8 protein-coding genes are annotated in these 13368 nt (G+C 37.1%); 2 read left to right on the top strand and 6 right to left on the bottom strand.

The window, feature by feature from the left end; translation table 11 throughout:
• Positions 1–17: 17 nt before the first annotated feature.
• Both ACXX8U_RS01390 and ACXX8U_RS01385 read right to left on the bottom strand, forming a co-directional pair.
• Positions 18–401, bottom strand: a complete 384-nt coding sequence (locus ACXX8U_RS01390; protein ID WP_458564287.1) for a ribosomal maturation YjgA family protein — start codon at positions 399–401, stop codon at positions 18–20.
• Positions 398–1465 (bottom strand): anhydro-N-acetylmuramic acid kinase, encoded by a 1068-nt coding sequence (locus ACXX8U_RS01385; RefSeq protein WP_458564286.1) that lies wholly within the window; start codon positions 1463–1465, stop codon positions 398–400. Before ACXX8U_RS01385 ends, ACXX8U_RS01390 begins: the two co-directional genes overlap by 4 nt.
• An 88-nt stretch (positions 1466–1553) precedes the next feature.
• Between ACXX8U_RS01385 and ACXX8U_RS01380 the strand changes: the two genes are divergently transcribed.
• Complete coding sequence (locus ACXX8U_RS01380; protein WP_210791020.1) at positions 1554–2696, top strand: acyl-CoA dehydrogenase family protein; 1143 nt, start codon at positions 1554–1556, stop codon at positions 2694–2696.
• A gap of 183 nt (positions 2697–2879) precedes the next feature.
• Here ACXX8U_RS01380 and ACXX8U_RS01375 read toward each other — a convergent pair whose 3' ends face one another.
• Complete coding sequence (locus tag ACXX8U_RS01375; RefSeq protein ID WP_458564285.1) at positions 2880–4121, bottom strand: glycosyltransferase; 1242 nt, start codon at positions 4119–4121, stop codon at positions 2880–2882.
• A gap of 109 nt (positions 4122–4230) precedes the next feature.
• Between ACXX8U_RS01375 and ACXX8U_RS01370 the strand changes: the two genes are divergently transcribed.
• Positions 4231–4812 (top strand): MiaE family protein, encoded by a 582-nt coding sequence (locus ACXX8U_RS01370; protein ID WP_166137921.1) that lies wholly within the window; start codon positions 4231–4233, stop codon positions 4810–4812.
• Between the two features lie 61 nt (positions 4813–4873).
• Here ACXX8U_RS01370 and ACXX8U_RS01365 read toward each other — a convergent pair whose 3' ends face one another.
• From ACXX8U_RS01365 to ACXX8U_RS01355, 3 genes are all read right to left on the bottom strand, one after another.
• Positions 4874–6739 (bottom strand): OmpA family protein, encoded by a 1866-nt coding sequence (locus ACXX8U_RS01365; protein WP_458564284.1) that lies wholly within the window; start codon positions 6737–6739, stop codon positions 4874–4876.
• A 19-nt stretch (positions 6740–6758) separates the two neighbouring features.
• Entirely contained in the window at positions 6759–7676 is a 918-nt protein-coding gene (locus tag ACXX8U_RS01360) for a PorP/SprF family type IX secretion system membrane protein (RefSeq protein WP_458564283.1), read from the bottom strand.
• A 63-nt stretch (positions 7677–7739) separates the two neighbouring features.
• Positions 7740–13262, bottom strand: a complete 5523-nt coding sequence (locus ACXX8U_RS01355) for a T9SS type B sorting domain-containing protein (protein WP_458564282.1) — start codon at positions 13260–13262, stop codon at positions 7740–7742.
• Positions 13263–13368 lie beyond the last annotated feature (106 nt).

Genomic DNA, 13368 nt, shown 5'->3' with positions numbered 1-13368 from the left:
GAGTTTATTTCAAAAGTTTATACCATTCTATTACTAGACCTCTTAAATACTACACGCTCGAAAACCACCGCCAAGAGTACACCAAATGTGTACGCAATTAAATCTGCGAATAAAAAATCTTGTCCCAAAACCAAGCGTCCAATTGCTGTAGCTCTAATTTGTAACAACCAATTCCAGCGCGCCAATTGTAAAGACTCGATCGCAAAACAGAAGAATAAACTCATTACCGCTATGGCGACAGCCGTTTGTGTGGTGAAGAAAAACCGAAAAATAAAATAAATTAAAACGGCGTAAAGTAAATCTCCAATAAATAGCGGTACTACGGAAAAAACTCGACTGAACAAACCCAACAAAATAGTTGCCATTGCCACTACTAAATAGCTTTTTCTAGATGGTATCATGGCGTGTAAACCATTCCGGCAGAATGGTCTTGTTGGGCTCCAGTTACACTGCACAGCACATTAATTTCACCTCTTAACTTCAAAACGCCTAACAATCCAAAAATTACTGCTTCTTTAAATTCAAGTACTTCTCGATCAGGAATTACTATTTCCATATTAGGCAAGTAGGATTGTGCACGTTCTATCAAGAAATCATTATAGGCACCACCACCTGTTACAAAAATTTGACCGGTTTTGGTAGGCAGCGCAGCAGCAATTTGAAAGGCAACATGCTCTGTAAAAGTGTTCATTTTATCGGCTACTGCCAAATTATATTTTTCTATCAAAGGCAACACAATACCCTTTACAAATTCAAAGCCCAAGGATTTAGGATATTTTTGCGAGTAAAATTCAAGCGCATTCAATTCGGTCAATAGTTCTTGGTGACAAGTACCTGAACGCGACATCGCTCCTTTATCATCATATTCGAAACCCAATTGTTGCGCATAAAAATTCAATACGGTATTGACAGGCGAGATATCAAATGCAATACGCTGTCCGTCTTTCTCGAACGAAATATTTGAAAAACCTCCCAAGTTCATGCAATAATCATAAGAGGAAAACAAAATTCGGTCTCCAATTGGCACCAAAGGCGCACCTTGTCCTCCCAAAGCTACATCCTGAACTCTAAAATCACAAACCACTTTTTGCTGAATCAAGGTAGCAAGCTGTGGCAAATTCCCTATTTGTAGTGTGATCCCCTTCTGAGGTTGATGCAGCACCGTATGCCCATGTGAGCAAACAGCATCTAAATTTTTAATAGCGTTGTTTTCTATAAAATCATTTATGACAGTTGCCAAATGACTGGTGTATTCATCATTCAGATCTATGATTTCTAGACTTGTAAGCGTTACAGCAGTTTGCAGTTTGTTTAACCAATAAACAGAGTACGAAACCGTTTCAGCCTGTAAAATTTCAAATGACCATTCGTTATCAACCTTAGTAAAAACGATATGTGCCAAATCGACGCCATCTAGCGATGTTCCTGACATGACACCTACTACAAAATACTTTTCTTTAAACATAGGCTAAAATTACGAAAACGTTTGAAATCTACTATTTTATAATTACTTTTGTGGTCAAATTTAAGAACATTTAATTTACAATAAAAATATGGATTTTAATCTAACCGAAGAGCATTTAATGATTCAACAAGCGGCTAAAGATTTTGCTGTAGCAGAATTATTGCCAGGTGTTATTGAACGTGATGAACACTCAAAATTCCCTACTGAACAAGTAAAAATGATGGCCGACTTAGGCTTCATGGGAATGATGGTCGATCCTAAATACGGTGGATCAGGTCTTGACAGCATTTCATATGTTTTGGCTATGACCGAAATTGCAAAAATTGATGCCTCGGCAGCGGTAATCATGTCTGTTAACAACTCATTAGTTTGCGCCGGTTTAGAGAAATATTGCAACGAAGAACAAAAAATGAAATACCTTGTGCCACTTGCAAAAGGAGAAGTAATTGGAGCATTTTGTCTTTCGGAGCCAGAAGCAGGATCTGATGCAACATCACAAAAAACTACTGCAATTGACAAAGGCGATTACTACCTTTTAAACGGAACAAAAAACTGGATCACCAACGGAAGTACTGCATCAACATACATTGTTATTGCTCAAACTGATATCGAAAAAGGACATAAAGGAATCAATGCGTTCATCGTTGAAAAAGGATGGGCTGGTTTTGACATTGGACCTAAAGAAAAGAAAATGGGAATTAGAGGTAGCGATACGCATTCTCTAATGTTTACTGACGTAAAAGTTCCAAAAGAAAACAGAATTGGTGCCGATGGTTTTGGTTTTGCCTTTGCCATGAACGTTCTAAACGGTGGTCGTATTGGTATTGCCTCGCAAGCATTAGGAATTGCAACTGGTGCTTACGAAACCGCTTTAAAATACGCACACGAACGCAAAGCATTTGGTAAAGAAATCTTTAACCACCAAGCTATCGCTTTCAAATTGGCCGATATGTATGTAAAAGTAACTGCAGCCAAATTACTAGTAATGAAAGCAGCTTGCGAAAAAGACGCTGGAAAAGATATTGCACACTCTGGAGCTATGGCCAAATTATACGCCTCAGAAATCGCTTTAGAAGTTGCCAATGAAGCTGTACAAATTCACGGAGGAAACGGTTACGTGGCCGAGTATCATGTAGAACGTATGATGCGTGACTCAAAAATCACTCAAATTTACGAAGGAACTTCAGAGATTCAACGTATTGTGATTTCACGTGGTTTGATGTCATTGTAAATCAAATTTTCAAAATATAAAACTCGCCTTAATGTATTTTAAGGCGAGTTTTTTTATGGCATGACCTTACTTTCTCTTTCGTTACAGTAAGGTCGGGTCATCCGCTGTATCTTTTTAAGCCTCGCAAAAAAAGCGAGCCTTAAAAAGGATGCCGCTCCTACCCCTCATGCAAAACTTACCAACTTAGCTATTTTTTGCTTCAATCCATTTCGACATATACTTCGTACTCTTTAAAGTATGATGCTGTAGCAAAGCACCCATAAAATTAGCCAAACGATGCGCATCTAAGTTCTCAATCACCGTAGTCATTTGATTTGCAAATTTCTCAGCAAAAATAACTTCATCATATAAACTTTCAACTAACCTAAAACCGTTTTCCTGCGAATTCAACCAATAACTTTTATCCTGATACAAACGCACAGCATCTTTCGCAAAAAGTAAAGGGTCATCAACTACAGCACCATTCCAAGGCATATTCCCATGCATCGACTCTGCGCCAATACTCGTTGTCACATTAGGTGTACCCCATTGCATACTCTCTAACAACTTTCCTTTTATTCCTGCGCCAAAACGCAAGGGCGCTAAAACCACTCGCGCTTTTTGTACCACATCTTTAGCTTCAGCAGCACGACCTAGAATTAAAAAACCTGACTTTTCATGATGCAACTGCACTACTTTTTGCGACGGATAAGCACCATAGACATGCAATTGCGCATCAGGTAAATGCTTCCTAATTAAAGGCCAAATTATTTCTTTTAAGTATTGAACTGCATTCCAATTGGGTTCATGCAGAAAATTTCCAATAAAAACAAAATTTGCTCGGTCCTCAAAAGATGGAACTTGCTCTGCTACAAACATTTCTTGTTTTTGCACCAACAAAGGCAAATAAAACAACAAAGCCGCATCGATTTTAAAAACTGTTTGCAGCAATTCCATTTCAAAAGTAGCAATCATCAAAGTGATATCACACCGAAGTATACAAGCAATTTCTCTTTTAGCTACTTCCTCGACAAGCAAATCAGCAATCTTAAAATCACGCTTTTCTTTAAAGGCGCTTTGTCTTGCCAAACGCAAACAGTGTAAATCTTCGGTGTCCAATACACGTAATGCTGATGGACAATTTTCAGCCACGCGCCACCCAAATTGTTCTTCCATCATAAACCGATCAAAAAGAACGATAGTCGGATTTAAATCAACAATAAAAACATCAAAACTCCCACAATTCAGGACTATATTCTTTTTAGCAACTCCATACTCACTTAAATTAACCATGAATTCAGAATCTTGCGCGGGACTAGCAAAAGTTACAGCATACCCTTGCGATTGATACAACCGAATTAATTGCATCATTCGTCCACCTGCTGCGGATGACTTTGGCTCCGGCCAAACAAAACCTATAATTAGTACTATTGGTTGTACGCTCATATTTTCTCCATCTTTAGGATACAAAATAATAGTAATTTTATCGATAAAGCTTTGTTATCAAACAAAATCATTGAAATAAAGAGTAATTTTGCAGCAAAAGAAAACGATTATGTTGGGACTTAAGTTAGCTACAGATCCGAGATGGGTTACTATTGTAGAATCAAACATCGAAGAAATACTTACCGATCACGCTTGGTGCGAGCAGAAAGCAGCATCAAATGCTATTAGTTTGATCACACAAAATTCTGAAAAAGAGGAATTAGTTACTGAACTTACTATTATTGCTAAGGAAGAATTGGAGCATTTTGAAATGGTGCATCAATTAATCAAAAAACGTGGACTTACTTTTGGTCGCGAACGAAAAGACAGTTACGTGAATGAACTTTTTAAGTTTATGAAAAAAGATGGAAGTCGAAACGATGCCTTATGCGAGCGTTTACTTTTCTCGGCAATGATTGAGGCGCGCAGTTGCGAACGATTTAAAGTTTTATCTGAAAACATAAAAGATCCTGAATTGGCTAAATTTTACCGAGACTTGATGATCAGTGAGGCCGGACATTACACAACCTTTTTAGGCTTTGCTAGACAATATGCCGATAATGTTGATGTGGATAAGAGATGGAAAGAATGGATTGCTTATGAAACCTCGATAATTACAAATTACGGCAAGAACGAAACAGTACACGGATAAATAAAAAAACAGCATACCTACAAAAGATATGCTGTTTTTTTTTTAATACTTAGACTTCTAATTATTTTCTAATCAAAAACTCAGATCGTCTATTTAAAGCCATTTCTAACTCGGTACAATTTTCTTTACAATCAATTTTTGGGGCACCTTCTCCCATTCCTTTACCAGAAATACGTTCAGCAGCAATACCCTTTTCAATTATATAAGCTACTGTAGCTTTTGCTCTTTTTTCAGATAAAGTCAAATTATACGAATCAGTTCCACGGTAATCAGTATGAGCCACAACATCAATTTGTAATTTTTGATTTTGAGACATTACATAAACTAATTTATCCAACTCAGCAGCTCCCCTTTCAGTGATTTCACTTCGGTTTGAATAGAAATAAATAGGATTCAAGATAATCTCCGTCTCAGTTACAATTACTTCAATTGGCTCCAAAGCAACTCCAACTAAATTGGAACCAGCCACTGCATTTACCGTTTTACTTTGTGTTACAAAACCATCTTTTAAAATTTGCACCTTATATGATTTTCCACAAGTCATGTCGTAAGATAATATTCCCTTATCATCTGACACCTGATTTACTATTTGTTCCTGACCATCCATAACTATTTCAACTCTGGTAGACGCAAGAGCAGCACCATCTTTGGCATTTTTAACAGCTACCATCAAATTGGATTTGCAAATTGGATTCAGTACATAAATATCATCCTGCCCAGTTCGGTTACTAGAAAGAAAAGCAATGTTTTTTTCAGTATTGAATGTAAAAGAAAAATCGTCTTTCTCAGAATTGACAGGTTTCCCTAAATTTTTTGGAGTAGCTCCAACTTCTACTAAATCAACAGAAAACACATCAAAACCGCCATACCCCAACAAACCATTTGATGCAAAGTACAATACACCATTATCAGCTATAAAAGGGAAATTTTCATCTGCTGCGGTATTAACACTTGCACCTAAATTTTCTGGTTGACCATAACTACCATCTGTATTCATTTGTACTTTCCAAATATCTGTACCACCAATACTTCCAGGCATGTCTGAGGCAAAATATAAAACAGTTCCCTCTTTATTTACAGAAGGGTTTCCGCTTGAGTAACTTTTATTATTCCAAGGTAAAGGAGTTACTGCTGACCATTTATCATTTTCTTTTTTTGCACTGTAAAGACTAACTTGGCCAAATTTTAATCTTCTTTTTTTATCTTTTTCAAATAAATCATTTTTAAAACTTTCGCTCGTAAAATACGCAATTGATCCAGACTTCGTAAGTGAAACTGACCCTTCATGAAATTGCGAATTTAATCCCGTAACTTCCTCTGGCACTTCGAAGTTTCCATTAGACAATCTTTTTGCTTGATAAATATCTAAAAATGGTTCATTATTCCAGCTGTAGACTTTCTTGCTTTCGTTGCGCGCACTAACAAAATACAATACATCGCCGTATAAGGTTGCGCCCCAATCCGAGCGAGCAGAATTAATATTCAATTTATTAATTTCATACGCAGCATCAATTCTTTCCAACTGATCCAAATAATTAGGATTAGCACCAAACTTTTGAGCACGACTATCATTTGGACTTAGTTGAGCAAAACGCTGTAATTGAATATTTGCTTCTTTATACTTTAAGTTGGCTTTTAAAACCTGTGCGTATCTAAAAAATACTTCGGCATCTTTTTGCGATGTTATACTTTGAGCATACCATTTTTCGGCTTCTTTAAAGTTGTCAATGTAGTAGTAACAATCAGCCAATTGCTTTTTAATGTACAAATCATTGTTGCCCTGCCCTACTAAAGTTAAGTATGCCTCGATAGCTCCGTAATAGTCATAGCCACTCGCTAAATCATCCGCACTTTTAGTTTGTTTATTTTGTGCAAGGCTTGAAAAACTAATTATTGCTACAAGAACTAATAGTATATATTTTTTCATCAAATAGTTGAATTAAACGTTAGAAAAACCTCGGCGAACGAGATACTTTTTTAGATTCGAAAAGATCATACAACAAAATAAACTCATGTGATGACGGCGTACTTACTCTCAAATCAGAAACAATATGATCATATGCATATCCAATTCGCAATGATGGACTCACAGCAACATTTATCATTCCTCCAAAACTATCTTGTAATCGGTATGTTGCTCCAACCTCAAATTTTTCTTGGTATAAAAAATTAGCCGATAGATCTAGCGAAGGCGTTACATTTACAGCAGATTTCAACATGAATGACGGTTTGAATTTTAAATCATAATTTATATCCATTACATAACCGGCTGTTAAAAAATAATGCGAAACATCTGAGCCATATGCCCTTCCATTAAAATCAAGATGAGCAGCTTTTAACATGTTTGGTATTGATAATGCTGCATAATATTTATCTGAGTAATAAAAAAGTCCGGCTCCAACATTCAAGGAAGCATCACTAATGTCTTGTCCAAAAATCCCCTCGGAAGGATCTGGCAAACTAGATTGTAAATCTCGTAATCCTACATTATGAAAAGAAGCTCCCGCCTTTATACCAAAAGCAAGTTTATCTGTTTCATTCAATTGTAGCGTATATGAAAAATCTCCGTAAACGTTTTGTTCTGAAACAGGACCTATTTTATCCGAAAGAAAAGAAATACCCATACCCACATTTTTTCCAACGGGAGTATGACCCGAAAATGAAAAGGAAGATGGTGCACCTTCGATATTAACCCATTGCTTACGGTACAACAGTCCAAAAGATAAATTTTCTTTTGATCCCGCATAAGCTGGATTAATGACATTCATATTGTACATGTATTGCGTATAGTGTGGATCTTGTTGCGCACTTACCTCACAAAGAGAAAAGCAAACTAACAAAGAAATTAATAGTATTTTGTTCATATCGTTTTTGTTTTTTATCAAAGTCAATTAATACTTCTTGAGACTATTGCTTTAGTACTACTTTTATTTTTCTCGAATTAAATAAATCCAACCCGTTTTTGGGGTTCCAGATTCAAATTCAATTACATAGTAATAGGTAGCACTTGGCAAAGCTTCGCCAGAATTGGATTGCCCTGTCCATTGATTTGTATAATTAGATTGACTGTACACCTTGATACCGTATCTATTAAAGACTTCTAATTTTTTAACCTTCATAAAAGTTAAATCAAAAGAATCATTAGAACCATTTCCATCAGGAGAAATCCCCTTTTGAATGTTGCAGAAAATAGATGTTACTGTAAATGTTTGTGTAGTCTCGCAACCAGTCGCAGCAGAACGAATTGAAAGCGAAAAGACCGCTGGAAATACAATTGAATTTGAATTAGACGCTACTTGAGATAGATTAAGGCTACTAGATGTACCTACTACTATACCATTTGGATCTTTCCATTGATAAGTAACTTGGGCAGGGTCATAACTTGAACTACGCGGAATAGCCGTTAGCACAAATTCATTATTTACACAATTGGATTCAGTCTCGAATTGAATTTGCTGTGGAATTGCATTGATAGTAATTATTCCGCCGGTCGCAATACAAGCAGGACTGTTAGTAAAACGAACTGTAATTGTATAATTTCCTGGTACTAGATTAGCAAAAACTGGACTATTTTGATATCCATTACCGATGCTGTATTGCACATTTTGTTGTGCACTAATAGTTATGCTTCCAGTAGGAACTGCACAAGTAGGTTGCACAATTGTAGTTGCAGTAGGATTAGTTGGAAGCTGTGGTAAAGCATCAATTGTTACCGTTTGTGTCGATGAAGTAATACAGGTGTTATCCGTTGTACTTCTAACGTAAAGCGTATATGTATTTGGAGCTAATCCTGAAAACACATTTGATGCTTGGTAATTGGTTCCATTTAAACTGTACTCCACTGCATTTTGTGTACTCACTGTAATACTTCCTGTTGGAACCGCACATGTTGGTTGTACAACACTCGCTGCAGTTGGTACCGCTGGTGGTGTTGGCGCATTATTGATTGTTACCGTTTGTGTCGATGAAGTAATACAAGTATTATCCGTTGTACTTCTAATGTAAAGCGTATATGTATTTGGAGCTAATCCTGAAAACACATTTGATGCTTGGTAATTGGTTCCATTTAAACTGTACTCCACTCCATTTTGTGTACTCACTGTAATACTTCCTGTTGGAACCGCACATGTTGGTTGTACAACACTCACTGCAGTTGGTACCGCTGGTGGTGTTGGTGCATTATTGATCGTTACCGTTTGTGTCGATGAAGTAATACAAGTGTTATCCGTTGTACTTCTAACGTAAAGTGTATATGTATTTGGAGCTAATCCTGAAAACACATTTGATGCTTGGTAATTGGTTCCATTCAAACTGTACTCCACTCCATTCTGTGTACTCACTGTAATACTTCCTGTTGGAACCGCACATGTTGGTTGTACAACACTCGCTGCAGTTGGTACCGCTGGTGGTGTTGGCGCATTATTGATTGTTACCGTTTGTGTCGATGAAGTAATACAAGTATTATCCGTTGTACTTCTAACGTAAAGCGTATATGTATTTGGAGCTAATCCTGAAAACACATTTGATGCTTGGTAATTGGTTCCATTCAAACTGTACTCCACTCCATTTTGTGTACTCACTGTAATACTTCCTGTTGGAACCGCACATGTTGGTTGTACAACACTCACTGCAGTTGGTACCGCTGGTGGTGTTGGTGCATTATTGATTGTTACCGTTTGTGTCGATGAAGTAATACAAGTGTTATCCGTTGTACTTCTAACGTAAAGTGTATATGTATTTGGAGCTAATCCTGAAAACACATTTGATGCTTGGTAATTGGTTCCATTCAAACTATACTCCACTCCATTTTGTGCATTCACTGTAATACTTCCTGTTGGAACCGCACATGTTGGTTGTACAACACTCACTGCAGTTGGTACCGCTGGTGGTGTTGGTGCATTATTGATTGTTACCGTTTGTGTCGATGAAGTAATACAGGTGTTATCCGTTGTACTTCTAACGTAAAGCGTATATGTATTTGGAGCTAATCCTGAAAACACATTTGATGCTTGGTAATTGGTTCCATTCAAACTGTACTCCACTCCATTTTGTGTACTCACTGTAATACTACCTGATGGAACCGCACATGTTGGTTGCACAACACTCGCTGCAGTTGGCACCGCTGGTGGTGTTGGCGCATTATTGATTGTTACCGTTTGTGTCGATGAAGTAATACAAGTGTTATCTGTTGTACTTCTAACGTAAAGTGTATATGTATTTGGAGCTAATCCTGAAAACACATTTGATGCTTGGTAATTGGTTCCATTCAAACTATACTCCACTCCATTTTGTGTACTCACTGTAATACTTCCTGTTGGAACCGCACATGTTGGTTGTACAACACTCACTGCAGTTGGTACCGCTGGTGGTGTTGGTGCATTATTGATCGTTACCGTTTGTGTCGATGAAGTAATACAAGTGTTATCCGTTGTACTTCTAACGTAAAGTGTATATGTATTTGGAGCTAATCCTGAAAACACATTTGATGCTTGGTAATTGGTTCCATTCAAACTGTACTCCACTCCATTCTGTGTACTCACTGTAATACTTCCTGTTGGAACCGCACATGTTGGTTGTACAACACTCGCTGCAGTTGGTACCGCTGGTGGTGTTGGCGCATTATTGATTGTTACCGTTTGTGTCGATGAAGTAATACAAGTATTATCCGTTGTACTTCTAACGTAAAGCGTATATGTATTTGGAGCTAATCCTGAAAACACATTTGATGCTTGGTAATTGGTTCCATTCAAACTATACTCCACTCCATTTTGTGTACTCACTGTAATACTTCCTGTTGGAACCGCACATGTTGGTTGTACAACACTCACTGCAGTTGGTACCGCTGGTGGTGTTGGCGCATTATTGATTGTTACCGTTTGTGTCGATGAAGTAATACAAGTGTTATCCGTTGTACTTCTAACGTAAAGCGTATATGTATTTGGAGCTAATCCTGAAAACACATTTGATGCTTGGTAATTCGTTCCATTCAAACTGTACTCCACTCCATTTTGTGTACTCACTGTAATACTTCCTGATGGAACAGCACATGTTGGTTGTACAACAATCGCTGCAGTTGGTACCGCTGGTGGTGTTGGTGCATTATTGATTGTTACCGTTTGTGTCGATGAAGTAATACAAGTATTATCCGTTGTACTTCTAACGTAAAGTGTATATGTATTTGGAGCTAATCCTGAAAACACATTTGATGCTTGGTAATTGGTTCCATTCAAACTGTACTCCACTCCATTCTGTGTACTCACTGTAATACTTCCTGTTGGAACCGCACATGTTGGTTGTACAACAGTCGCTACAGTTGGCACCGCTGGTGGTGTTGGCGCATTATTGATTGTTACCGTTTGTGTCGATGAAGTAATACAGGTGTTATCCGTTGTACTTCTAACGTAAAGCGTATATGTATTTGGAGCTAATCCTGAAAACACATTTGATGCTTGGTAATTGGTTCCATTCAAACTGTACTCCACTCCATTTTGTGTACTCACTGTAATACTTCCTGTTGGAACCGCACATGTTGGTTGTACAACACTCACTGCAGTTGGTACCGCTGGTGGTGTTGGTGCATTATTGATTGTTACCGTTTGTGTCGATGAAGTAATACAAGTGTTATCTGTTGTACTTCTAACGTAAAGTGTATATGTATTTGGAGCTAATCCTGAAAACACATTTGATGCTTGGTAATTGGTTCCATTCAAACTATACTCCACTCCATTTTGTGCATTCACTGTAATACTTCCTGTTGGAACCGCACATGTTGGTTGTACAACACTCGCTACAGTTGGTAACGCTGGTGGTGTTGGCGCATTATTGATTGTTACTTGACTATCCGCCGATGTAATACAACTACTATTTGTTGTACTTCTTGTGTATAATGTATAAGTAGCCGCTGAAAGATTATCGAAAATAGGTGAGTTCTGAAAATTTATACCATCTAAACTATATTCTACGTCTTCTTGAGTAGCGAAAGTAATCTTTCCATTTGGGATTGCACATGTTGGCTGAACAACATTAAAAGCAATAGGTTTCGTTACAAAGTTCATCTCAATAGATGCATCAGAGTAACAAGGAGTTAGAGCAGCAGATGCCACAACAACAGGATTAGGATCTCGTTGATTAAAATCTACAGCGTTACCCCCATAATCTAACGCACTAGATTGCTCAGGACTTAAAAAAGAGTTTGTAATTGATTGCAAATCATTACCATCCGTTACTACCGTAAAAGCGAAAAATTTAAGATCTCCAGTTGTATAACCAAGTGCAGCTTTCTTTAATACAACTTCAAATCCATTTGAAATATCAGAAATGCCCGAACTATTTGGATTTACAGCAAAAGCAGATGAAGGGTTTCCAGAAGACGCATTACCAATAAAAGTTAGTAATGAAATATCACTTTTTAATTCTACTAAGTTTGCACTATAAGTGCCAGATGATGAATCGGCAAATAGTACCAAACAATAATCTGCTTGAAAATAGGAATCGAAAGTATTACCATTATCATTTAAGAAATTAAAAGCTTTAACGGCGCCACTACCATCTAAAACATCTGCAAAATTAGTCATATTAAAACCACCTGGTTTTGTATCTAAAAAAAGAAGTAAACTATTATTATTTGTAATCTTACTAGGTACAGCAAATATAATGTTATCCTCCTCAGAAGCAACTTTAACAGCATTAACATAAGCATTAACTGCTGATGATGATAATGGAGCGCTTAAACCATTATCTTCCAATGGTCCAGTTCCAAAAGCTCTCTCGTTCGACACTCCATCAATAACAGATGAAAATCTGGAACGCACCATAACAACTTGACCATCCGTAAGTGTGTTGGTTATGAAAGTTCTGCTTGAGGACATTTGCTGAACAATATTTCCATCGACAGAGAATTCAAATAAATCAGCTCCACCATTTGCAGTGAACATAACCGTCTCACCAATACACAATGGCTTCATTGGATCAACAACGGGAAAAGAAGACAGCGTAACAGACGGAGGGACGATAAATACAGAGGCTACTACAGGAACGCGAGTACTAAAATCACTACCTAACCTACTACGAACATAGTAAGTCCTAGTGGAACGAATACTGGGACTGAAATTATTGCCAGTAAAAACTGGCGTTGAAGAATTTTGGGTGGTAAACCACTCCACTGTCTCAGCTGTATTAACAGCAAAAGCTGACAAATTTACTTGAACAAAATTGACACCATCGCCACAAGAACTACCAGCGCTAACAATAGGAACTGATAAAACGGCGCCTAATCTCAATCCTTTTTTATAGCGTTTATTTTTTTTAACAGTATCAAAATCTTTCTGGATTTCTAGATCAGAATATCTTCTCCGCGATTTATCATACTTATCAAACGAAAAGCTATTCCAGATAACAAATAAAACAAGGACAATTGATGTTAAAGAATTATAGAGTAATTTACACTTCATATTTGAACATTTTTAGATTTTGAAAAAACATCAAAATTAAAAACAAAAGTAAAGTATTATTACCAATTAATAAGCAAATATTTAATAAAGCATTGACTACAGAGAA

Source organism: Flavobacterium sp. GNP001 (assembly GCF_054343775.1).
This window is presented reverse-complemented; position numbering and strand designations above follow the sequence as displayed.